Source organism: Nocardia sp. NPDC003979, from assembly GCF_053605015.1.
The window spans coordinates 94,816-118,272 of record NZ_JBSGIJ010000012.1 but is presented as its reverse complement, the minus strand read 5'-3'; the positions used below and the strand labels follow the sequence as shown (position 1 = coordinate 118,272).

Sequence of the window (23,457 nt, the reverse complement as noted above, 5' to 3'; positions counted from 1 at the left end):
GCCGTCAGTCAGCAAAGTCAGGCGTTGCCGTTGAACAGACCCGTCACCGAGCCGTTTTCGAAGACCTCGCGGATGGTGCGGGCCAGCAGCGGCGCGATCGACAGCACCGTCAGCGTGGGGAACTTCTTCTCCTCGCTGATCGGCAGGGTGTTGGTGATGACCACTTCCTTGGCACCGCACGAGGCGAGGCGCTCGGCGGCCGGGTCGCTGAGCACACCATGGGTGGCCGCGATGATGACATCGCCCGCGCCGGCTTCCTTGAGCACCTTCACCGCGCCGGCGATGGTGCCACCGGTGTCGATCATGTCGTCGATCAGCACGCAGGTGCGGCCCTCGACGTCACCGACGACGCGGTTGGACTTCACCTGGTTGGGAACCAGCGGGTCGCGGGTCTTGTGGATGAACGACAGCGGGGTGCCACCGAGCGCGTCGGCCCACTTCTCGGCGACCTTCACGCGACCGGCGTCGGGGGAGACCACGGCCAGGTTGTCGGTGGAGTAGTTGGTGCGGATGTAGTCCGACAGCTGCACCAGCGCGTGCATGTGATCGACGGGGCCGTCGAAGAAGCCCTGGATCTGGTCGGTGTGCAGGTCGACGCTGATGATGCGGTCCGCACCGGCGGTCTTGAGCAGGTCGGCGACCAGGCGAGCCGAGATGGGCTCACGGCCGCGGTGCTTCTTGTCCTGGCGGGCGTAGGGGTAGAACGGCAGCACGGCGGTGATCCGCTTGGCCGAACCGCGCTTGAGCGCGTCGATCATGATGAGCTGTTCCATCAGCCACTGGTTCAGCGGGGCCGGGAAGCTCTGCAGCACGAAGGCGTCGGAACCGCGCACCGACTCCTCGAACCGCACGAAGATCTCACCGTTGGCGAACTCACGCGCGGTCTGCGGGGTGATGTCGACATCGAGTTCCTTGGCGACCTGCTCGGCAAGCTCAGGATGTGACCGGCCGGCGAAGAGCATCAAGTTCTTCTGATTGTCGATCGAGAACGCGGTCACTGCTGGTTGCCATCCTTTTGCTCGATTGCCTTGTTCGACGTCTCGTCTGCCGCGATGGCTTCCGCCGCCGCGCGTGCCGCAGCGGTTCCGGGACGGTAACGCTGCACCCAGTTCTCAATGGTGCGCTGTGGTCCACCCGACACGGCAAGTGCCCCGGGCGGAACGCTCCTGCGCAGTACAGTACCCGCACCCGTATAGGCGCCGTCACCCACGGTTATCGGAGCGATGAACATGGTGTCGCTGCCGGTCCGCACATGGGAACCGACCACAGTGTGGTGCTTGTTCACCCCGTCGTAGTTCACGAAAACACTGGACGCGCCGATGTTGCTGTACTCGCCGATCGTCGCGTCACCGACGTAGGTGAGGTGCGGAACCTTGGAGTGCGCGCCGACCGTCGCGTTCTTGGTCTCGACGAACGCGCCGAGCTTGCCGTGCTCGCCGAGCACGGTGCCGGGACGCAGGTAACTGAACGGTCCGACGTTGGCGTTCTCGCCGATCTCGGCCTGCTCGCCGTGGGTGCGCACCACCTTGGCGCCCGCGCCGACGATCACATCGGTGAGCGTGGTGTCGGGCCCGATCTCGGCGTCCTCCCCGATGTGGGTCTCGCCGAACAGCTGGGTTCCGGGGCGCAGGACCGCGTCGCGCCCGATCCGCACACTCGCGTCGACCCAGGTGGTGGCCGGATCGATGACGGTGACGCCCGCGCGCATGTGCCGCTCGAGGATGTACCGGTTGAGCGTGGCACCGGCCTGCGACAACTGCACCCGGTCGTTGACCCCGGTGACCTTGTTCGAGTCGACCAGTCGCGCGCCGTGCACGGGATGCCCGGCCTCGCGGGCGAGACGCAGCACGTCGGTGAGGTAGAGCTCGTGCTGGGCATTGGCCGTGGACAGCCGCCCGATCATGGTGCGCAACACGGCGGCGTCGAAGGCGTAGACGCCGGAATTGACCTCTTTGATCTTGGCCTGGGCCGGGGTCGCGTCGGCGTGCTCGACGATCTCGGCGACCTGACCGTCGTCGTCGCGCACGATCCGGCCGTAGCCGTTGGGATCGTCGGGGACGAAGGTGAGCACGGTGACGGCCGGTCGCTCGGCGTAGCTGCGGTGCTCGTCGAGCAGGGCGCCGAGGGTGTGCCCGTCGAGCAGCGGCACATCGGCGGAGGTGACCAGCAGGTCACCGGTGAAATCGGCGGGCACGGCCTCGAGCGCGCACTGCACGGCGTGGCCGGTGCCGAGCTGCTGTTCCTGTACCGCACAGACGATTTCGCGTCCGAGTTCCTTGCCGACCTCGGCGACGGCGGCGCCGACCTTGTCGCGGTCGTGCCCGACGACGGTGATCAGATGGGTGGGGTCGATCTCCGCCGCGGCGTGCAGCGCGTGCGAGAGCATCGAGCGTCCCGCGAGCGGATGCAGCACTTTCGGAGTCTTCGACCGCATTCGCGTCCCAGCCCCGGCTGCGAGAACGACGACGGCGGTCTGCGGTGGCATGGATCTCCCTCGGCTGCCGGTCAGCGAGTGTGCTGTGGCGGGTTCGGTCGGTCGGTGATGGGGTGCGGGCCGACGATACGTCACTGTGCCCGTGTGTGCTCCGCCGCCAGGACTCGAACCTGAACTATCTGAACCAAAATCAGAGGTGCTGCCATTACACTACGGCGGATCGCCACACCAGTGGGCTGTCAGAGCCCACCACTGTGCTACGGCACGGCCATGATCCTCGCATAGCAGTCCGCCTCTCCGCGAATTTTGGCTTGCCCGCCACTCCGCGAATTTTGGCCGGACTCAGGTGCGGGGAGAGTCGGAAACGCGGCAAGCGTGCGGAAGTGGCCTGGTCAGCCGGTACCCGATGAGTTACCCATGTGCTCGCGAGATCAGTCGTCGGCAGGGTGGGGATGTGATGGCGTCGTGCGGTCTGAGACAGTTGGGGGTGGTGGGTCCGGCAGGTGGTGGAGAGGCAGGGAAGTTGTCTTCTAGTGATCCGGCGCGTGTTTCCAGACCGAGGATGACCGGTACGCAGCGGCGCCAGCAGTTGATCGAGATCGGTCGCGCGTTGTTCGCGGAGCGGGGCTACGACGCCACATCGATCGAGGAGATCGCGCAGCGTGCGCAGGTGTCCAAGCCGGTGGTCTACGAGCATTTCGGGGGTAAGGAAGGGCTCTACGCGGTGGTCGTCGACCGCGAGATGTCGATGCTGCTCGACATGGTCACCTCCTCGCTCACCCAGAACCGGTCGCGGTTGCGGCTCGAGCAGGTGGCGCTGGCGCTGCTCACCTACATCGAGGAACGCACCGACGGGTTCCGCATCCTGGTGCGCGACCAGCCGGCGCCCAATGCCGACGGCCGGTACTCGAGCCTGCTCAACGAGGCCGTCAACCAGGTCGCGCACATCCTGGCGGGCGACTTCGGCCGCCGTGATCTCGACACCAGTCTGGCGCCGCTCTACGCCCAGGCGCTCGTCGGCATGGTGTCCACGGCGGCCACCTGGTGGCTCGACGAGCGCACCCCGCCGAAGGAAGTGGTCGCGGCGCATCTGGTGAACCTGTGCTGGAACGGTTTGAGCCACTTGGAAGCCGAACCGGGTCTCAGCTCCGAATGGAATACGAACATCGCGGGGCCCAAGCCGGGGTAACCGGTCGATAGCGCCCGTGCCGGAAGCGAATCCAGGATTCGGGTGCCCCCGAAGGGTCTGGTGGTACGGTTCACCCATCCTTTTGGGTGCTGCCGGGCGGTATGTCGATCAACTTCGGGATGTCGGTCTACTTCAGGATGGCTGGATTATTGGATGACAGGCGGATCTGATGGCTAGGCAAGCGCGCGCGGAGATCACCCGCGACTCCGTCCTTGCTGGCGCTGCCGATGTCTTTCTCCGTTTGGGCTACGCCAACGCGAGCCTCAGCGAAATCATCGCGCAGTCCAATGTGACCAAGGGCGCCTTGTACTTTCACTTCGGCTCCAAGGAGGAGCTGGCACGGGCGGTGGTCGATCAGGGCAACGAACGGCTCATCGGGTCGTGTCAGGGTTTCTTCGATTCCCGGGTGCCCGCGCTCGAGGCATGCATCGGCATCACCTATGTGGTCGCCGATCTGTCGATGAACGATCCGATGGTCGGTGCGATGCTCAAACTCACCCACCAGATCGGTGACTATCGCGGCGCCCAGGGCGACAACATCGCCAAGACCTGGGGTGAGACGTACCGGGTGCTGTCGGAGCGCGCGATCTCCCAGGGCGACCTGCTCGCCGATCTCGACGCCGAGGTGGTCGGGCTGTTGCTGCAGGAACTCACCGCGGGCGTGCACATCGTCGCGGTGGGCACCGAGTCGATGGACCAGATGGCCACCCGGATGGAACGGGCCTGGTATTTCCTGCTGCCCTCGATCGTTCCGCCCGAGAAGCTGTCGTATTTCCGGGAGTTCGCGGCGCGCCGGTTGCGCCGCTACGTGGTCTAGACGCTGCGGTCGGTGGCGAGCACGGCCCGCACGTCGGCGTCGGGTCCGCTCGCCTCGATCCGCACCTCGTCGCGACCGAAGGCGTGCAGCAGCAGTTCCGACGGCGGGCCGGTGAGCACCACCGCGTCGCCGGTGCCCGCGTGCGCGGTGATCCGTTCACCGCCCGGGGTGGCCAGCACCAGTGGCGCGGGTGACTTGCGGTAGTTCGCCCGGGCGATCGCCCGCAGCGCCCGCCACAGCCGCTGCTCGTCGGCATCGTCCAATTTCCTTGGCTCCCAACCTGGTTCGCCGCGGCGGATGTCTTCGTGGTGGATGAACATCTCGGTCAGGTTCACCGCCGCGTCGACCGGGCGCAGCGGTGACCACAGCGGTGGCCCGGTGCGGATCTGCTCGGCGAGCACCGGGAACGGGCGCTGCCGGATCTTGGCCTGTTGTCTGTCGAGGTAGCCCGCCATCGGCTTCAGGAGGATGCCGAGCGCGGCGTCGGGCCTGCGCTCGCGCACCACCAGATGGGCGGCGAGGTCGTAGACGGTCCAGGTGCCACACAGCGTCGGCGCTTCGGCACCCGCCGCGAGTGCCGACCGAACAAGGGCGTGGCGTTCACGTTGAGCCAGACTCACGCCTGCGACCCTAGCCGCGTGGCCGGTGCCTCGCCCAGCTCGGGGTGATGTCGGACCCGGTGACTAGACTTTGCTACGTCCTCCTCGACCATCCCGTCTGCGCATTCAGGAGCGTTCATGTCCTCCCTTCGTCCCCCGCTCGCCGGTCTGGCCGAGGCGGCTGGGGGTGATGCCGCGCTGCGGACGGTGGCCGATCTGGTCGGCAAGTCCGGGGTGGAACTGGTCGCCCCCTCGGCGGTGCGCGCGTTCGTCGCGAGCACCGTGGCCGCCCAGCGCCCGCTGGTCGTTGTCACGGCCACCGGCCGCGAGGCCGACGACCTGACCGTCGAGCTGGCCGAGATGCTCGGCGACTCGGTGGCGATGTTCCCGTCCTGGGAGACGCTGCCGCACGAACGCCTCTCACCCGGCGCCGACACGGTCGGGCGCAGGCTGGAGGTGCTGCGCAGGCTCGCCCACCCCGACGACCCGGTGTACCCGGAACCGCTGCGTGTGGTTGTCACCACGGTGCGGTCGCTGATGCAGCCGATGACGGCGGGCCTCGGCGATATCGAGCCCATCGTGTTGCGCGTCGGCGAGGACAACGACTTCGACGCCCTGCTCGCGCGCCTGGTCGAATTCGCCTACACCCGCGTCGACATGGTCGGCAAGCGTGGCGAGTTCGCGGTGCGCGGCGGCATTCTCGACCTGTTCCCGCCGACGGCCGATCATCCTGTGCGCGTGGAGTTCTGGGGTGACGAGGTCACCGAACTCCGCCCGTTCGCGGTGGCCGATCAGCGCTCCATCGACGATCTGAGCGTCGAGGTGGTCGTGGCCCAGCCGTGCCGCGAACTGCTGCTCACCGAGCCGGTGCGCGAACGCGCCGCCGCCGTCGCGGCCGACAACGCCGCCGACGCCGCGCTCGTCGAAATGCTCGACAAGATCGCCGAGGGCATCCCGGTCGACGGGATGGAGGCGCTGCTTCCCGTCCTGGCGCCCGGCAAGCTGAGCCTGCTCACCGAGGCGCTGCCCGAGGGCACCCACCTGCTGCTGTGCGACCCGGAGAAGATCCGCACCCGCGCGGCCGACCTGGTGCGCACCGGCGAGGAATTCCTCGAGGCCTCCTGGACGGCGGCTTCCTTCGGCAGCGACGCCCCGCTGGGCGCGCACGGTCTCGACCTGGCCGCCTCCGGTTACCGATCGCTGCCCGAATTGCACGGCAGCGCAGACGAACTCGGCCTGCCCTGGTGGACGTTGAGCCCGCTGAGTTCCGGCGACCCGGTCGAGGTGAACCTGCCGGTGCTCGCGGGCCCGACCGCCCGCGGGTCGGAGGAGCTGGTCGCGACCATCTTCGCCTCGCTACGCGCGCACGTGGCGACCGGCGGCCGCGCCGTCGTCGTGGTCACCGGGCACGGCACCGCCCAGCGCGTGCTGGAACGGCTCGGTGAGGCCGAGGTGCCCGCCGCCCTGCTCCCGGCCGGGGCGGTCCCGGAGCCCGGCGTGGTCGGTGTGCTGTGCGGTTCGCTGCACGACGGGTTGATCTTCGACGACGCGGGCCTGGTCGTCGTCGCCGAATCCGACCTCACCGGCAACCGCGTCACCGCGCCCGGCGAGGGCAAGCGGCTGCCCGCCAAGCGCCGCAACCAGGTCGACCCGCTGGCCCTGTCGGCGGGCGACATGGTGGTCCACGACCAGCACGGCATCGGCCGCTTCGTCGAGATGATCGAACGCACCGTCGGCGGGGCGCGCCGCGAATACCTGGTGATCGAGTACGCCCCGAGCAAGCGCGGCCAGCCCGGCGACCGGTTGTTCGTGCCGATGGAGTCGCTCGATCAGCTCTCCCGCTACGTCGGCGGCGAGCTGCCGAGCCTGTCCAAGCTGGGCGGTTCGGACTGGGCGAACACCAAACGCAAGGCGCGCAAGGCCGTTCGCGAGATCGCAGGCGAGCTGGTGCAGCTCTACGCCGCCCGCCAGGCCGCGCCGGGCCATGCCTTCGGCCCGGACACCCCGTGGCAGCAGGAGATGGAGGACGCGTTCGCGTTCACCGAGACCGTCGACCAGATGACCGCCATCACCGACGTGAAGGCCGATATGGAGAAGCCGGTCCCGATGGACCGGGTGGTTTGCGGCGACGTCGGTTACGGCAAGACCGAGATCGCGGTGCGCGCGGCGTTCAAGGCGGTGCAGGACGGCAAGCAGGTGGTGGTGCTCGTCCCCACCACTCTGCTGGCCCAGCAGCACCTGCAGACCTTCACCGAGCGGGTGGCGGGCTTCCCGGTGACGGTGAAGGGCCTGTCGCGCTTCACCGACGCGGCCGAGTCCAAGGAGATCATGGCCGGAATGGCCGACGGTTCCGTCGACATCGTGGTCGGCACCCACCGGCTGCTGCAGACCGGGGTCCGCTGGAAGGACCTCGGCCTGGTGATCGTCGACGAGGAACAGCGCTTCGGTGTGGAACACAAGGAGCACATCAAGGCGCTGCGCACCCACGTCGACGTGCTCACCATGTCGGCCACCCCGATCCCGCGCACCCTGGAGATGAGCCTGGCGGGCATCCGCGAGATGTCGACCATCCTCACCCCGCCCGAGGAACGTCATCCGGTGCTCACCTACGTGGGCGCCTACAACGACAAGCAGGTCACCGCCGCCATCCGCCGTGAGCTGATGCGCGACGGTCAGGTGTTCTACGTGCACAACCGGGTGTCCTCGATCGACAAGGCCGCCAAGAAGATTCGCGACCTGGTGCCCGAGGCGCGGGTCGTCGTCGCGCACGGCCAGATGAACGAGGACCAGCTCGAGAAGACCGTGCAAGGTTTCTGGGAGCGTGAGTACGACGTGCTGGTGTGCACCACGATCATCGAGACCGGTCTCGACATCTCCAACGCCAACACCCTGATCGTGGAACGCGCCGACTCCCTCGGCCTCTCACAGCTGCACCAGTTGCGCGGCCGGGTCGGTCGTTCGCGTGAGCGCGGGTACGCCTACTTCCTGTACCCGCCGGAGAAGCCGCTCACCGAGACCGCCTACGACCGGCTGGCCACCATCGCCCAGAACTCCGATCTCGGCGCCGGTATGGCGGTCGCGATGAAGGACCTCGAGATCCGTGGCGCGGGCAATGTGCTCGGCGCCGAGCAGTCCGGACACGTGGCGGGCGTCGGTTTCGACCTGTACGTGCGGCTGGTCGGTGAGGCGGTGGAGGCCTACCGGGCCGCCGCCGACGGGAAACCGATCGTCACCGAGGAGATCAAGGAGGTGCGGATCGACCTGCCCGTCGATGCGCACATCCCGCCCGACTACATCGCCAGCGACCGGCTGCGGCTCGAGGCGTACCGCAAACTCGCCTCCGCGCAGGATGATTCGGCGCTGGCCGCTGTCGTCGAGGAGCTCGTCGACCGGTACGGGCCGGTGCCGGTGGAGGTCGGCAGGTTGGTATCGGTGGCGAAGCTGCGACTGCTGGCGCGCGAGTACGACGTGTCCGAGATCGTGGTCACCGGCTCGACGTTGAAGATCGCCCCGCTGAACCTGCCCGACTCGAAACAGATGCGGCTCAAGCGGATCTATCCCAGCGCCACCTATCGCGCGGCCAGCGGAATGGTGCAGTTACCGCTGCCGCGCGTCACCGACAGTGTCGGCGCCGACCGGGTCCGCGATGTCGCGGTGCTGCAATTCGTCGCCGACCTGCTGCTGGTGCTCGACGGCAAACCGCAAGGAATGGTTGATCTTTCGGTGCCGGCCGAGGCGAGCGTATGAGCGAGGCGCAGGAGGCGGCCGATACCGCCGTCGTCGCGGCGGGCCTGGCCGAGGCCGTGCGGGTGATGGACCGGCTGTGGCACTTCGGTGGTTGGGAAACCACCCAGACCCACGATTCGCTGCGCCCCTACCTGCTCGAGGAAACCTACGAACTGCTCGACGCCATCGGCTCCGGCGACTACGAGACCATCAAGGAGGAACTCGGCGACCTGCTGCTGCAGGTGCTGTTCCACTCCCGGATCGCCGAAGCCGCAGGCGAATTCACCGTCGACGACGTGGCGGCGGCGCTGGTCGACAAGCTCGTGCACCGCAGCCCGTATCTGGTGGAGGCCGACTTGCCACCGGGAATCTCGGTGGCCGACAAGATCGCCGCGCAGGAAAAGGCTTGGGAGGAGCGCAAATCCGCGGAGAAGGCGCGGCGCTCCTGTCTCGACGGCATCGCTATGGCCCAGCCCGCGCTCGCGCTCGCCGAGAAGATCCGCGTCCGCGGAGCGCGTGGGGGTCTGCCCGACGACCTGATCCCCGCGGCCCTGCGCACGGTCGAGCTCGGCGGGCCGGATTCCGCCGAGGAGCGCCTGCGCAAGGCCGCACTCGACTTCGCCGCGACCATCCGCGCGGTTGAGGACGCGGCGGAATCGGCACGGGGGGAGCGGTTACCGCTCACCGCCGAGGACTGGCGCACCTACTGGCCGAGCTGACCGTACTCAGTTACCCATCGGCTAACGATCTTGATCGGGGGAATGCCCGCTGATCGCTGCCGAGACCTTAGCGGCAAGTGCCACAGCGCTTTAGACTCGGTGGCGAGCGCGTCGTTCGCGGCGAGCAGGGGTGTCCGACGATCGTCGAGGTGAGGTAGATGGCAACAGAAGTCGATCCGGCAGAGCAGGACGTGGTGACCGACCATCCCGAACTCGACGTGCTGCCGGTGTGGCCGCAGGAAACCATCGCGGTCCTCGTCACCACCGATCCCGGCCCGCACGCCATCCCGGTCTCCTGGCCGGTTCGCGCGGGTGACCGGCGCATCCTCATCAGCCTGCGCACCAATCGCGGCTCGCTCGCCCGGTTGCGCGAGCGGCCCGAGGTGGCGTTGCTGATCCTGGGCGGCGGCAATGTGGCACTGTCGGCGCGCGGCCGGGCGACCGTGATCGCCGAGCAGATGCCCGAGGCCGAGGACTACGCCGCCGTGCGGATCGACGTCGATGTGATCGACGATCACCGTCAGTCGGCCTTCGCGGTGGACCGTGGCATCCAGCGAACGGTTCTCGACGACACCGAACTGCGCGCCCTGGAGGGCCGGGTCGAGACCTTGCGCACCTGGGCCGAACAGCAGCACTGAACACGATCAGGACAGAAGGGTTTTCATGAGCGTCTCACTCGCCAAGGGCGGCAATGTCTCGCTGTCGAAGCAGACCGACAACCTCACCAAGGTCGCGGTCGGTCTCGGCTGGGACGTGCGGACCACCACCGGCGCCGACCACGATCTCGATGCCAGTGCGTTGGCGACCGGGGCCGACCTGAAGGTGCTGTCGGACCAGCATTTCGTGTTCTACAACAATCTGCGTTCGCCCGAGGGAACCATCGAGCACACCGGCGACAACCTGACCGGTGAGGGCGACGGCGACGACGAGGTGATCAATGTCGACCTGGCCGCCACGCCGCCGTCGATCACGAACATCTTCTTCCCCGTCTCGATCCACGACGCCCAGGCCCGCGGCCAGTCCTTCGGCCAGATCCGCAACGCCTACATCCGGGTGACCGACGCCAACACCGGCGTCGAACTGGCCCGCTACGACCTGTCCGAGGACGCGTCGACCGAGACCGCGATGGTCTTCGGTGAGCTGTACCGGCACAACAACGAGTGGAAGTTCCGCGCCATCGGCCAGGGATACGCGTCCGGTCTCGCGGGGATCGCCCGCGATTACGGCGTCAACATCTGACGAACCGCGCGACGAACGGGCGGCGGTCCTGGCGACCGCCGCCCGTCATCCTGCCTGGGTCGCGGGGATGCGCGGGAGCGGAGTCGTACTCGCCTGGTCGAGCAGGCTGAAGTACTTGCGGAGCATGAGCGCTGCCGTCGTGGCCAGGCCCGCCGTGAGGCCCCACCAGACGCCCGCCGCCCCGAGATGCAGCGGGAACGCGAACAGCAGGGCGGCCGGGATGCCGACACCCCAGTAACCGACGAGCGAGAGCCGGAAGCCCGCCGAGGTTTCCTTGAGCCCGCGCAGCAGACCCGTCCCGATGTTCTGGGCGGCGTCGAAGAACTGCAGCACGATGCCGATGAGCAACAGTGTGTGGGCGATGTCGACGGTCGCGGTATCGGAGGTGTCGAGGAACGGCGCGAGCACCACGTCGGGAGCAAGGACGTAGACCGCGCCCGTGACGACAGCGAGCACGCCCGCGTGGCGTAGGGCGAGCCAGGCCAGCGACCGGGCGTGGCTGTACTCGTCGCGCCCTACGGCATGGCTGACCAGGATCGACGCACCGTGCGACAGGCCGATCGCGACCTGGAAGACGATGTAGATGATCTGGTACACGACGTTGTGCGCGGCCAGGGCGGCCGGGCCGAAACTGCCCATTACCAGCGCCAGCACCGAGAACATGCCCGCCTCGGAACCGTAGGTCAGCGCGATGGGGGTGCCGAGGCGCAGTTCCTCGCGCACGGTCGCCCAGCGCACCGGCCACGGGGTTCGCGGCAGGGTGGCGCCGAGCTGTTCGTCGCGGCGCACCATCGCCCAGAACACCCCGAAGGTGATCAGGAAGACCAGTGAGGTGGCGATGCCGACGCCGGTCAGACCGGAGGCGGGGATGCCTGCCCAGCCGTGGATGAAGGCGAGCGCGAGCACCAGGTTCAGCACAACCGAACCGAGCGTCACCATCAACAGCGCCTGGGGACGCTGCATGCCCACGGTGTACTGACGCAACACCTGGAACCACAGGCACGGCAGCAGGCCGGGAGCCAGCGCGATCATCATCGGCCGGGCCAGGTCGAGAACGGCGGCGTCCTGCCCGAGCCACGACAGCGCCCAGCCGAGACCGATCAGCACGCCACCGCCGAGCAGGCCCGCGATCGTCGCGATGACGAACGCCGCGCGCACCACCGCGCGCACCTCGTCGTCGGCCGATTCACCACGCTTACCGGCCGCGCCGAGCGCGCCCGCGATCTGATTACCGGTGCCGGTGATCAACCCGACGCACATCGTGCGGATCTGGTTGAACAACACCAGCGCCAGGCCACCCGCCGCGACCTGCGCGACCCCGAGCGTGCCCATGAGCACGAGATTGGTGGTCGACACCGCGATCTGCGCCAGCTGCGTCAACGCGATCGGCGTCGCCAGCTTGGCCAGCGCGCGGTTGTCGGCTCGCGTCTCGCTCACGGACGAACCTCACGGCTGCGATGCGCGCGTGCGCTGCTCGGCGGCTGGTCACCCCGCCTGCTCAGCGGTGGCGTGCGGCGGGCGGACTGTCGGCGTGGCGCGATCGCGCTCACCTGACCTCCATCAGTTCGTCGTGGCGCCGCAGCGGTGAGTACCGGCGCAGCAGTGTGGTGACCTCGCATTCGGCGGCCGGATCGAGCAACTCGCGCGCGCTCATCCAGTCGTCGTCGAACACGGTGTCCAAGTACTTCTCGCCACCGTCGCACACGATGGTGACCACGGTGGAACCGGCCGGGAATTCCTCGAGCCGGGCCAGAGCATTGTGCACCGAACCGCCCGCGGAACCACCGATCAGCAGACCGTGTGTCCTGGCGACGGCGCGGGCGGTGGCGAACGCGTCGACATCGCTCACCTTCACCCCCTCGTCGAGCAGGCTGTAGTCGACCGCGGTGCCGATGGTCGCGCCCGGCGGGGTGCCGGTGCCCGACTGCCAGTACGGGCCGCCCTCGCCGCCGAAGGCGATGGACCCGACCGGTTCGACCCCGATCACCTTCGGCACGCACCCGAGTTCGCGCAGGCGGGTGGCGGTGCCGAACAGCGATCCGCCGGTGCCGACCGCCGACAGCAGGATGTCGACCCGCTCCACCTCGGCCAGCAATTCCTCGGCGACCGCGTAGTAGCCGACGGCGTTGGCGTCGTTGTTGTGCTGCTCGGTGAAGAAGGCGTCGTCGCGGGCGGCGGCCATCGCCTCGGCGAGGTCCTCCCGTGCCGAGGTGGCCAGTTCGTCGTCACCGTCGTCGGCGACGAACACCAGGTCGGTGCCCATGGCCTTCATCGCGCGCAGTTTGTCCTTACAGGCGTGGTTGTCGACCACGGCGGTGAACCGATAGCCACGTTCGGCCGCGACCACCGCCAAGCCGAGCCCGGTATTGCCGGACGTAGATTCGATGATATGCCCGCCATCGCGCAGCAAACCGCGCCGCTCGGCATCGTCGACCATCGAGCGGGCCATGCGGATCTTGGCGGCACCGGTGGGATTGAACTGTTCGAGCTTGAGCAGCAAGCGGGTGCCGCTGTCGGTGACGGCCAGCTCGAACAGGGGAGTGCGGCCGATCAGATCCGTCACGCGCGTGACGAGAGCCATGGGGTTTCCTCCATCGGGAGTGGATCAGCGGGAAGTGGTGTCGAGGGTCCAGCACAGCCGATCGGCGCGCTCGCGCAGCACGACCTTGGGCGGCAGGGGGAGTTCGTGGAACGGTGACTCGTTGGAATCCATCTGATACCCGGCCGTGTTCGGGTAGATCAGCAGGTCGCCGACGCGAGCGCGGCGGGGCAGCGGGATTCGCCGCCTGCTGAGGAAGTCGGATTCCAGGCAGGTCGTCGCGCCGACGCAGGAGGGGGTGGTTGCGCCGGGTCGCCGCGGCCACAGCACCGGGTCGGGGAGGTATTCGCTGGCGAACCACTGTTCGGACAGGCTCAGGCTGGTGCCGTCGACGGTGAGGATGTCGTACGGGTGACCCTGTGTCGTCCGGGTTTTCACGCCTTGCACGCGGAAGACGGAACTGCCCGCGCGATCGAGCAGAGCGCGTCCCGGCTCGACAGCCAGGCGTATACCGTTGCCGCGCAGCCTTTTCGCAAGGCCGTTGTGCGCGAGGACGGCGCTGAGCATGTCGGCACCTGGTGACGGGAAGTGATAAGGGTAGTAGTCCTCCGCAGGCGCGCTGCCGTGAAACCAGTTGTCGCTGAGCGTCTCCCGGAAGCGGGACCACGAATCGGCATCGAGGTAGTCCACGCCGAAGCCGCCACCGATCGAGATGATGTCGGCGGGATGACCCTCGGATCGTGCCCTCAGGCAGTGGTCGACCAGGGCCGTGGCCAGTTCGGCGCGGGCGGTGGCCTCGTATCCGGACAGATGGAAACTGAAGCCGGACAGCCTGATCGGCCCGCCCGGAGTCACGGCTCCGATGGCCTGCCCGAGTTCCCGAGGATCCAGACCGAACCGGCTCGTCGATCCCTCAGGCAGCACACGAAGCAGGATCCGGGCAGGCAGGTCGAGCGCGGCGAGCCGGTCGAGTTCGTCGACGGCATCGATCGCGATGAGCGCGCCATGACGTGCGGCCAGCCACAGTAGATCGTCGGACTTCGCGGGCCCGGTGACCATCAGATCCTCGCCGCGCACGCCCTGCGCCAGCGCCGCCACGAGCTCGCCGGTACTGGCCACATCCACTCCGGCACCGGATTCCGCGCAGGCCCCGACCACACAGCCAGCCTTGTTCGCCTTCTTCCCGAAGTAGACGAACCCGTCGACCCCCGCGGCGGTGAACGCCGACCGGAAGGCCCCGACGTTCACCGCGACCCGCTCCGGGAAAAGCACATGGAACGGTCCACCGACCGCTTCGGCGATGTCGCCGAGCAGCAGTGGATCATCGAGCAGCCGTTGCTCCACCGCATCGATGTAGGCGGGCATCGGCGGTGCGCAATGGGGCAGGTCATCGGTTGCGCTGGAACGGGATTCGTCGACCACGACCTGGGCGGAGTCGGCTCCGGCTAATCCCACAGCGGCACCTCCGTGCCTCGCCCCTCGGCGATCGCGCGCGCCGCCAGCGCATGCGCCACCGCGATATCGGTGAGCACCAGCCCGCTGTTGTAGACGAAGATCTTCTCGTCGTCGGAGCGGCGAGCGGTGGCCGCACGGGTGAGGATCTGGGGGAGTTCGGCGTCGACCGAGCGCAGCGTGCCGTCAGGGCCAGCCATGTCGGTGCCGGTCAGCGCCATCTGGGCGGCACTGGTCGCCACCACCCGATCGGCGTCGACCAGCGTCGACGGTGCCAGCCCGTATCCCACGAGCACCGCGACGGAACCCGGTGCCAGATGGGAGGATTCGAGCGCGACCTCGGTGCCGGGACCGGCCGTCGCCAGCACCACATCGGCGGTGGGTGCCGCCGCGTACGGATCGTCCACCTGTTCCAGCACCGCGTGCGGCACCTCGGCGGCCAGCTGCGCGTGCACCGCCGCCAGGCCCTCGGCGTGCGTTCCGTACACCATCAGCTTGCGTAGCTGCGGGTTCGCCGCGAGCAGGTGTGGCAGCGCGTTGCGCCCCTGCGTTCCGGTACCGATGAGCAACGCGCTCTCCGCACCGCGGCGGACCGTCTCGCGCACCAGCAGTGCCGATACCGCCGGAGTACGCAACGCGCCGACCCGGGCGCAATCCATCATCGCGATGGGGGCGCCGGTGGTGTCGTCGTAGAGGGTGATGGTGGTGTAGTACCGCTTGGTGCTGCGGTCGTGACCCGGGTCGAACTTGTAGGAGGTCTTCATCGCCACCACGCGGCGGCGACCGTCGCGGCCGAGCATCGCGTAGGACACCGACGAGCCACCGGGATCGGCGACGCTCAGCTTGCGCGGGTTGTCGGATTCGCCCGCGGCGAAGGCGAGATAGGCCTCCTCGACGGCCCGTACCACCTCGGCGGGCGTGATCGGCACATCGGCCAGATCGCTGCGCGAGAGCACTCGGAGCCCGACGCTGCGGTCACGGTTGTTCAACGGATCCTCGTTCATCTGCACTGTCCTGCCCTGCCGTCCGATCGGTGCGCGCCCGAAACGGCGCGATCACCTCTTGCCCGTACCCATTCTCGGACGCTTCCTCGCTCCGCCGACGACGTTCCGGCAGGCGGATATTGACGCGCTTGAGCCACCGATCGGTGCCGTCGTAGCGGGCGCGGAACGGCACCCGGCCGTGCACGGCCACATCGTTGTCGACGAGCAGGAGCTCGCCGGGGGCAAGCGCCGGAGCGTGACAGACGCGCGCGAGTTCGGCGGTGAGGCGGGCGTAGGCGGCGCGGAACGCCGGGTCGGCGTCGTCGAGCGGGGTGTAGGCGGGGTCGTATCTGATGGTGTCGCAACCGTTTTCGTCCACCCAGACGGTAGGCAGCGGTGGTGCGAACGATCCGAAGTCGGTGCCGTAGGAGACATCGGGCAGGATCGGCACCGTCGGGGTGGCCAGGATGCGGCGGTCCTCGTCGCTGAGTTCGACCTCGCGGATCGAGGACACGGTGGTAGCCACGCGATCCGGGTTGCGCACGCACGCCAGCATCAGCAGATTGGCGCGTTCGGCGTGGAAGGCGTCCTCGGAGTGCGGGCTCAGCAGCGTCGCGCTGCTGGCACCGGACTGTTCGTGTTCGTGTCCAAGGGCGGGCACGATGTTGTTGACCAGCCGCCCGTTCTGCTGACCGAGCCAGCCGAACAGCTCACCCGCACACCGCGCGAGCAGCAGCAGGACGATGTCGAGTTCCAGCGAACCGAGGTGGGTCGGATCGCCCGCCGAGACGGCCGCGCGCTGCCAATCCGCAGGCGTCGGGCCGAATTCGGCGTCGCTCACGCGCAGTCCCCGCACGACGGTCGCGCCCGCCGCGGTGGCGGGTGGGCGGACGGCGTGTCGCACGGATGCCGGGAGTTCGCCGGCGCGCCGATCGATCTCGGCCAGCAGGGCGGGGTCGTGCAGGGTCTCGGTATGCGGTAGGTCACTCAGTTGATGTCGGATCTCGGCGGCGAGGCGGCGAACGGCCTGGGCGGCGTCCGGCTCGAACTCGCGGTACTCGATGTCGTGCAGGTGAATCGTTTTACGTTCGGAGAGAACGCTTTTCACCGGCCTTCCCTTCTTCGCATCGGTCGAACGCGGGTGGTGGAGACTCGATGAGCGAAGGTAGTGCCTGGCAATGGATTAGGCAAGACTTACCTAACATGCTCTCATGGCAAATAGCTTATGGGTATGAGGCTGATTTCTACCCGAAGTCGCTGGCAGCCGCCGAATCGGGGGCCGTGGGCGGCGTGGCGGAACGGTCTCGGTCGAATGGAAGACCACCACCGGGCCACTGTTTTAGGCTAGCCTCGCCTAGTTTGCGGCGCCCGGTGAAGGGGTTCGGCGCCCGCCGCTCGAGGAGGAACACCATGGGTTTCACACGCAGGCAGTTGCTGCAATCCGGCATCGGTCTCACCGCAGTGCTGCTGGCCGCCGCGTGCACCAGCGGCGAGGAGTCGAACGGAACCGTCAAGCCGGGCGGCACGCTGCGCGTCGGCGCGCTCGGCACCGCCGCGCGTAGTGAACGCGATCCACACGCCAATCTCAGCAACGAGAGCGACTTCCTGATCGCCTCGCTCGTCTACGACGCGCTGACCGTTCCCGGCGACGACCCGAATGTCGTGCCGCGCCTGGCCTCGCGCTGGGAGGCCGACGCCGAGAACCGCCGCTGGACCTTCACCATCGCCGAGGGCGCCAAGTTCCACAACGGCGCGCCGGTCACCGCCGAGGACGTGGTGTGGTCGATGCGGCGGCTGCGGTCGGTGGGCGGGGCGTCGAAGATGCCGGTCGCCGAGAACGACATCGTCGCCGACGGCCCGAACCGCGTGGTGTTCACCGTGCCCGCACCCAATACCCAACTGCCGCTGCTGCTTCGGCTGATGACGTTCACCGTCCCGCAGGGCACCACCGACTTCGCCGCCGCCGTCGGCTCCGGTCCGTTCCGGCTCGAGTCCTACCAGAACGGCAACGCCCGCCTGGTGCGCAACGAGAACTGGCACGGCACCCCGCCGTCGCTGGACGCCATCGAGGTGACCATGTTCGACAGCGTCACCGCGCTCGGCAACGCGGTGCTCGGTGGACAGATCGACCTGGCCTCCAATGTGGGCGCCATCGCGGGCCGCACCGCCGCCGGTCGCGGCGACCTGCAGGTGATCCGCCGCCCGGACGACACCATGCTCGGTGTCGCGATGCGCGCCGCCGACGGGCCGTTCGCCGACGCGCGGGTGCGCACCGCGTTGCGGCTGGGTGTGGACCGGGAGGCGCTGGTCAACCAGGTGCATTCCGGGTTCGGCACGGTCGCCGCCGATGTGCTCGGTACCGCCGACCCGCTCTACGACACCTCGCTGCGCCGCAGTCGCGATATCGAGCGAGCGAAAGCCCTGCTGCGCGAGGCGAATTTCGATACCGGACGCAGCTACCCGTTCGTCACCAAGGCCGAGGTGCCCGGTGAGGTCGAGTCGGCGAAGGTGATCGCCACCCAGCTCGCCGAGATCGGTGTCCGCCTCGACGTGCAGACGGTCGAGTCGGCCGCGTTCTACGACCAGACCTGGTTGAACGCCCCGCTCTACACCGTGTCCTGGGGCACCAACGATTCGGTGCTCTTCCTGGCCGACAAGCTGATGACCTCCGGCTCCAACCGCAACGAGACCGCTTTCCGCGACCCGGAATTCGATGCCGCCAACGCCAAGGCTCTCGCCGCGACGGGCGACGAATACGGCCGTGCGGTGCGTGAGTTGCAGCGCATCCAGTTCGAGCGCGGTGGCTACCTGGTGTGGGGCATGGCCGACGGTGTCGACATCGCCGCCGCGTCCGTGCGCGGGCTGCCGACCCTCGGCGGTTTCGCCCGCGTCCAGCTGGAACGTGCCTGGTTGGCGTGAGTGCCGTGAAAGCGTTCGCCCTGCCCGCGCTGCGCCGGGTCGTGCTGCTGGTGACCCTGCTGGCCATCGTGTTCGTCGCGGTGGACCTGCTGCCCGGCAGCGCGGCCCGCTCCGTGCTTGGCAGGGAGGCCGGTGCGGCCGAGCTCGCCGCCAAGGAGCACGAACTCGGTCTGGATCGCGCACTGCCGGTGCAGTTCTGGCACTGGATCACCGGGGTGCTGACCGGTGATTTCGGCCGGACCGCACGCGGAAACTCGATCGGTGACATGCTCGCCGACAAGTTCCCGCAGACGCTGCTGCTCGGCGGGATCGCCCTGCTGCTCACGGTGGTGTGCTCGCTCGCCCTCGGCTGCTGGTGGGCGATGCGGCCGAAGGCCTTCGGCTCACGAATCCTGCAGCCGACCACCACCATTGCCGTCGCCGTCCCCGAATTCGTCTGCGGCACCGTGCTGATTCTGGTGTTCTCCCTGGCCACCGGCTGGTTGCCCGCCGTGACGATCACCGACCGCTCCGGATTCCCGGCGGGCCCGGAGATGCTCGTGCTTCCGGTGCTCGCGCTCGCGATTCCCCAGATCGGCTGGAACACACGGGTGGTGCGGTCGGCGCTCCTCGACGTCGCCGCGGCACCGCATGTGGAAAGTGCTGTCCTGGATGGACTCCCGCGCCGCACCATCTTGATGCGCCACATGCTTCCCTTCGCCGCACCCACGATCGTGGCCGGATACGCGACCTCCGTCGGCATGCTCTTCGGTGGCGCCCTGGTCGTCGAAACCCTCTTCAACTACCCCGGTGTCGGCGCCGTCCTCGCGGGCTCGGTGGCCGACCGCGACACCGCGACCGTCGCCGCCGTGGTCGCTCTCACTGCCATCGTCATCATGGTCCTCCTCGCGTGCGCCGACTTCGTCCGAACCTGGTCCACCCGGGGCGCCCGATGAGGGGGCTCGGCCGGAGCGCATCGCGCACGGCGGGGCGCTTCGGGGGAGTTGTGCGTTCGTGGCGGTGGGGTACGGGTTTCGGGGTGGGCCTGGTGGTGTTGGGTGCGCTGATCGGGCCGTTGTTCGCGCCGCACGGGGCGGAAGAGGCGGTGGGGATTCCGTTCGCGGAGCCGGGTGGGGGCGCGGTGCTCGGCACCGATCGGCTCGGGCGCGATGTGTTCAGTCACCTGCTGACCGGGGGGACACAGCTGCTCGTGGTCTCGGCGGTGATCGCGGTGGCGGTGACCGTGTTGTCGGCGGTGCTCGGGGCGGTCGCCGCGGTGCGGCCACGGGCGGGTTCGGTGATCGAACTCGCGGGTGACCTCGTCATTCTCCTGCCCGCCGTGCTCGGCATCCTGCTCGTGCTCACGGCCTGGCCGCAGGGTGGGGTAGCGGCGTTGATCGTGGTGTCGCTGGTGTTCGGTGTGCCGTACTGCGCACGGATATTCGCCGCCTCGGCCGCGAGCATCGCCGCCACCGGCTATGTCGAAGCAGCCGTCGCCAGCGGAGAATCACTGCCCTACCTGGTGTTCCGTGAGATCCTGCCCAACCTCCGCTCGGTCTTCACCACCCAGCTCGGCCTGCGTTTCGTCGTGGCGATCTACCTGGTGAGTACCGTCTCCTTCCTCGGTGTGCCCGCGCTCGGGACCGACAACTGGGCGATCATGGTCCGCGACAACGCCTCCGGCATCCTCCTCAACCCCTGGGCGGTGCTCGCCCCCAGCGCCGCCATCGCGATCGTCGCCGTCGGCGTGAACCTGGTGGTCACCGCGGGGTCCGCGCGTGATGCCCGACGCCGACGGGCTGGAGCCACTGACTACATCCCCGATCGAGGTGCGATGGTCGGCGCGGACAGCCGCGGTGACGTGCGGCTTTCCGGTTTCGGCGGGCAGCGCGATCAAGCGGGCGCCCCCGCTGGGATGCCAGACGAGACAGCATCGCCCACTGACGTAGAGCAGGCGGTGATGGACGGACTCGTGTCCAGCGGGCGGCGGAATGGACACCCCGCGGCGGTCGACGCCGGGGATGCGGCGGTGGTGGATGGGCTGACGGTGGTGAGCGCCGCGGGGGCGGTGTTGTTGGCGCCGTTGTCCTTCCGGCTGAAGGCGGGATCCGTGACGGCGCTGACCGGGGCGTCCGGGGCGGGCAAGTCGACGGCGATGCGGGCGCTGCTGGGGCACGTGCCAGCCGGGATGCGGTGTGCGGGCACGGTTCTGGTGGCCGGACACGACGTCTTCGGGCTCGATCCCCGTGCGCTGCGGACCTTCCGGCGCGAGCGGATCGCCTACGTCGGCCAGGATCCCGGGTCCGAGCTGAACCCCCTCCTGCGCGTTGGTGCGCTCCTCGCCGAAGCCGCACCCACCAGTTCCGCGGCCGAACGACAAGCGATGCTCGATCGCGTCGGGCTGGACGAGACGTTCCTGCGGCGCCGCGTCGGTCGCCTGTCCGGTGGCCAGCAACGCCGGGTGGCCCTGGCCCGCGCCCTCCTCCGCCGTCCGACCGTCCTCGTCCTCGACGAACCCCTCGCCGGTCTGCACGGCGCCTTGCGCACCGAAATAGCGCGGCTGATAGCCGATCTCGCCGTCACCGACGCCACCGCCGTCCTGCTCTCCGGCCACGACACCACCACCGTCCATGCCATCGCCGACACGGTGATCGAAGTCCATCCACCCAGCGCCGTACCGCGATCCCGCCGGGTGGGCTCGGCGCCGATCGGGCACGAAACGCCGTACAGCCGCGCACGAGGTGACACGTCGACGGATGACGGCGTCACGGTTACAGCTGTTCAGCACACAGCCGGTCGCCGCACCGCTGAGCCCGAGGACGACCGGGCCGCTGGGTCAGCTGACCAGGCGCCGCGCGGCGAGATCCCGGTTGCCGAGGGTTTCGCCGCACCTGCGAGTCCCGCGACCGACGGGCGGGAATCGCCGCGAATCGCACTGTCCGCCAAAGGGATCACCGCCACCGCTGACCACCACCGGATTCTCGGTGAGATCGATCTGGAAGTGCGCGAGGGGGCGGCATTGGCGGTGGTCGGGCCTTCGGGGGCAGGCAAGACCACGTTGGCGCGGGTGATCGCCGGCTTGCAGATCGGGGTCGCGGGCGTTGTCGAAGCAGGCGCGGTGCGGGCGCCGGTCGGGAAACGGCGACGGATCAAGCCGGGGGCCAAGGGTATTCAGCTGGTCACGCAGAACCCGTTGGCAGCGTTGAACCCTCGCCGAACCGTCGAACAGACCCTGGCCCGGCCGCTGCGGCGGATCGCCCGCGTGCCGAAACCGGATGTGCGCAAGCGGGTCGACGCCCTGCTCGCCGATGTGGACCTGCCTGCCGACCTCGCGAGCAGGCGACCACACGAACTTTCGGGCGGCCAACGTCAGCGCGTCGCCCTGGCGCGAGCTCTCGCCGCCGATCCGGCCGTCCTGATCTGCGACGAGATCACCACCGCCCTCGACCAGCACACGGCCGCGGGCGTCATGACCCTGCTCGACCGCCTGCGCACCGAGCACGGCACCGCCGTCCTGCTCATCAGCCACGACATGGCTCTGGTCGCCAGGCACTGCACCGACCTGCTGGTCCTCGACCACGGCGAGGTCGTCGAAAGAGGTGATCCCGCAATCGTTCTCGCCGCTCCGGCGCACCGCGCTACCGCGGAGCTGCTGGTGTAACGACGCGGCGGCAGGAGTCGATCTCATCGGGTTGTCCCCCAAGCGTTTTCAAGGAGACGAACCCCGATGATCCACCCTGCCCCTCCGCACGAGGGCGCTGTGCCGCCGAGCCTGCCGCCGTCGACCGACATTCCGGTGGTGCGGCCGTGGGGCGAATCGTCTCCGAACCTCGCGCCGGAACCGGCCCCATCGCGTCGTAGATCCCCGGTGATGCTCGCTGTCGTCGCCGTCGTCGTATTGCTCACCGCCGCCGGAGCGGTCACGGGCTACCTCCTCACCCGGCCCGGCGAACCACGCATGGCCGTCGGTGATTGCGTGAGCCGGGACGAACTGCCCGTCGAATACGCCTGCGCCGACGACCTCGCCGTCTACCGGGTGCACGCCAGGGAACCGATGCAGCACCCGTTCGCCCTGTCCTGCATGAAATTCGAGAAGGCGACCCGCGCGGTAGCCGACCCGAGCCCCACCGACGGCGAAACCGTGCTGTGCCTCGAACCGACCGAGAAGAACGCGACCGACGCGGGCGGTCTGCGCCCCGGCGACTGCATCGATGTGCGCAAGTCCGGCGGCGAAATAGAACGCAGCACATGCGGATTCACCGGCGGACCGCACGTTGTGATCGCCACCGAGCTGCACGTCAAGGTCCCGGTCACCGATCGGGCCTGCGAATCCCACCCGGAAACCCGCGAAGCCTACGCCCAGTCGTCCCTGGGTGGCCGTGCCGTGGTGATCTGCACGAAACCCGCCGAGGACTCCGACTCGATGGCGGGAGCCTTTGTGGGCGAATGCGCTTCGGATGTGTCGATGAAGACGATCGCGTGCGCGCACCGGTCCGCCACGCACCGGGTGCTCTCGGTGCGCACCCAGTACACCGAACCGGCCGACCCGAAATGCGAGGAGGTCACCAACGCCAATGCGGCATCGGTCTCTCTCAACGAGCACACCGACCTGCGTGTCGTCGTCTGCCTGGGGCCGATCGACCAGAACCACCTCGGTTACGCCCGGCCCGGCGACTGCGTCACCGGTTACGCGGGCACCGCCGGCCTGCCGAGGCTGGTGAGCTGTGACGACAACAGTGCCGACGGTCGCGTCACGTCCGTGTACGACGAAGCGAACATCGGATGTTCGGCAGGCGAGGCCCGAATGTCACGCGAGGCGGGCGTCTCCCATGGCTCGACCATCTGCCTCGTCGCGACCTGAG

General features: G+C 68.6%; 18 protein-coding genes and 1 tRNA gene. 10 read left to right on the top strand and 9 right to left on the bottom strand.

Annotation, left to right across the window (positions count from 1 at the left end; translation table 11 throughout):
• Window positions 1–17: 17 nt before the first annotated feature.
• From ACWEVR_RS23800 to ACWEVR_RS23790, 3 genes are all read right to left on the bottom strand, one after another.
• A complete protein-coding gene (locus tag ACWEVR_RS23800; protein ID WP_357148053.1) occupies window positions 18–998 on the bottom strand; it encodes a ribose-phosphate diphosphokinase in 981 nt (326 codons plus the stop codon).
• Entirely contained in the window at window positions 995–2,485 is a 1,491-nt protein-coding gene (glmU, locus tag ACWEVR_RS23795) for a bifunctional UDP-N-acetylglucosamine diphosphorylase/glucosamine-1-phosphate N-acetyltransferase GlmU (protein WP_452468779.1), read from the bottom strand. Before glmU ends, ACWEVR_RS23800 begins: the two co-directional genes overlap by 4 nt.
• A gap of 98 nt (window positions 2,486–2,583) precedes the next feature.
• Window positions 2,584–2,654 (bottom strand) — tRNA-Gln (locus ACWEVR_RS23790).
• A 342-nt stretch (window positions 2,655–2,996) separates the two neighbouring features.
• On the opposite strand from ACWEVR_RS23790, the gene ACWEVR_RS23785 reads away from it, so the two are divergent.
• Together ACWEVR_RS23785 and ACWEVR_RS23780 are read left to right on the top strand one after the other, a co-directional pair.
• The gene (locus tag ACWEVR_RS23785) at window positions 2,997–3,623 is read left to right on the top strand and encodes a TetR/AcrR family transcriptional regulator (RefSeq protein ID WP_067485532.1); all 627 of its coding nucleotides are present in this window, start codon (window positions 2,997–2,999) and stop codon (window positions 3,621–3,623) included.
• 169 nt (window positions 3,624–3,792) lie between these two features.
• Complete coding sequence (locus ACWEVR_RS23780; RefSeq protein ID WP_067485534.1) at window positions 3,793–4,440, top strand: TetR/AcrR family transcriptional regulator; 648 nt, start codon at window positions 3,793–3,795, stop codon at window positions 4,438–4,440.
• Here ACWEVR_RS23780 and ACWEVR_RS23775 read toward each other — a convergent pair.
• Complete coding sequence (locus tag ACWEVR_RS23775; RefSeq protein ID WP_452468778.1) at window positions 4,437–5,060, bottom strand: TIGR03085 family metal-binding protein; 624 nt, start codon at window positions 5,058–5,060, stop codon at window positions 4,437–4,439. The genes ACWEVR_RS23780 and ACWEVR_RS23775 overlap by 4 nt on opposite strands.
• A gap of 117 nt (window positions 5,061–5,177) precedes the next feature.
• Here ACWEVR_RS23775 and mfd point away from each other — a divergent pair, with 117 nt between their 5' ends.
• From mfd to ACWEVR_RS23755, 4 genes are all read left to right on the top strand, one after another.
• Window positions 5,178–8,786, top strand: a complete 3,609-nt coding sequence (gene mfd / locus ACWEVR_RS23770; protein ID WP_452468777.1) for a transcription-repair coupling factor — start codon at window positions 5,178–5,180, stop codon at window positions 8,784–8,786.
• Window positions 8,783–9,484, top strand: coding sequence for a MazG family protein (locus ACWEVR_RS23765; RefSeq protein ID WP_452468776.1), 702 nt, complete (start codon window positions 8,783–8,785; stop codon window positions 9,482–9,484). Before mfd ends, ACWEVR_RS23765 begins: the two co-directional genes overlap by 4 nt.
• Before the next feature lie 158 nt (window positions 9,485–9,642).
• The gene (locus ACWEVR_RS23760) at window positions 9,643–10,122 is read left to right on the top strand and encodes a pyridoxamine 5'-phosphate oxidase family protein (RefSeq protein WP_067485542.1); all 480 of its coding nucleotides are present in this window, start codon (window positions 9,643–9,645) and stop codon (window positions 10,120–10,122) included.
• 25 nt (window positions 10,123–10,147) lie between these two features.
• Complete coding sequence (locus ACWEVR_RS23755; RefSeq protein WP_452468775.1) at window positions 10,148–10,723, top strand: TerD family protein; 576 nt, start codon at window positions 10,148–10,150, stop codon at window positions 10,721–10,723.
• A 45-nt stretch (window positions 10,724–10,768) separates the two neighbouring features.
• On the opposite strand, the gene ACWEVR_RS23750 is transcribed toward ACWEVR_RS23755, so the two are convergent.
• From ACWEVR_RS23750 to ACWEVR_RS23730, 5 genes are all read right to left on the bottom strand, one after another.
• Window positions 10,769–12,160, bottom strand: coding sequence for an MATE family efflux transporter (locus tag ACWEVR_RS23750; protein ID WP_452468774.1), 1,392 nt, complete (start codon window positions 12,158–12,160; stop codon window positions 10,769–10,771).
• 109 nt (window positions 12,161–12,269) lie between these two features.
• Window positions 12,270–13,304 carry a PLP-dependent cysteine synthase family protein gene (locus ACWEVR_RS23745; protein WP_067485546.1) on the bottom strand — a complete coding sequence of 345 codons (1,035 nt, stop codon included), beginning with the start codon at window positions 13,302–13,304 and terminating at the stop codon, window positions 12,270–12,272.
• 24 nt (window positions 13,305–13,328) lie between these two features.
• Window positions 13,329–14,717: a Y4yA family PLP-dependent enzyme gene (locus ACWEVR_RS23740; RefSeq protein ID WP_452468773.1), complete on the bottom strand. Its 1,389-nt coding sequence runs from the start codon at window positions 14,715–14,717 to the stop codon at window positions 13,329–13,331.
• Window positions 14,708–15,718, bottom strand: coding sequence for an ornithine cyclodeaminase family protein (locus ACWEVR_RS23735; protein WP_174550305.1), 1,011 nt, complete (start codon window positions 15,716–15,718; stop codon window positions 14,708–14,710). The genes ACWEVR_RS23740 and ACWEVR_RS23735 overlap by 10 nt, the downstream gene beginning before the upstream one ends.
• Window positions 15,690–16,805, bottom strand: coding sequence for a TauD/TfdA family dioxygenase (locus ACWEVR_RS23730; RefSeq protein ID WP_452468772.1), 1,116 nt, complete (start codon window positions 16,803–16,805; stop codon window positions 15,690–15,692). The genes ACWEVR_RS23735 and ACWEVR_RS23730 overlap by 29 nt, the downstream gene beginning before the upstream one ends.
• Before the next feature lie 302 nt (window positions 16,806–17,107).
• Between ACWEVR_RS23730 and ACWEVR_RS23725 the strand changes: the two genes are divergently transcribed.
• From ACWEVR_RS23725 to ACWEVR_RS23710, 4 genes are all read left to right on the top strand, one after another.
• Window positions 17,108–18,616: an ABC transporter substrate-binding protein gene (locus ACWEVR_RS23725; protein ID WP_452468771.1), complete on the top strand. Its 1,509-nt coding sequence runs from the start codon at window positions 17,108–17,110 to the stop codon at window positions 18,614–18,616.
• The gene (locus tag ACWEVR_RS23720) at window positions 18,613–19,551 is read left to right on the top strand and encodes an ABC transporter permease (protein ID WP_452468770.1); all 939 of its coding nucleotides are present in this window, start codon (window positions 18,613–18,615) and stop codon (window positions 19,549–19,551) included. Before ACWEVR_RS23725 ends, ACWEVR_RS23720 begins: the two co-directional genes overlap by 4 nt.
• Before the next feature lie 50 nt (window positions 19,552–19,601).
• Window positions 19,602–22,256 carry an ABC transporter ATP-binding protein/permease gene (locus tag ACWEVR_RS23715; protein WP_452468769.1) on the top strand — a complete coding sequence of 885 codons (2,655 nt, stop codon included), beginning with the start codon at window positions 19,602–19,604 and terminating at the stop codon, window positions 22,254–22,256.
• 66 nt (window positions 22,257–22,322) lie between these two features.
• Window positions 22,323–23,456: a hypothetical protein gene (locus tag ACWEVR_RS23710; RefSeq protein ID WP_452468768.1), complete on the top strand. Its 1,134-nt coding sequence runs from the start codon at window positions 22,323–22,325 to the stop codon at window positions 23,454–23,456.
• The last annotated feature ends 1 nt before the right edge of the window (window position 23,457 follow it).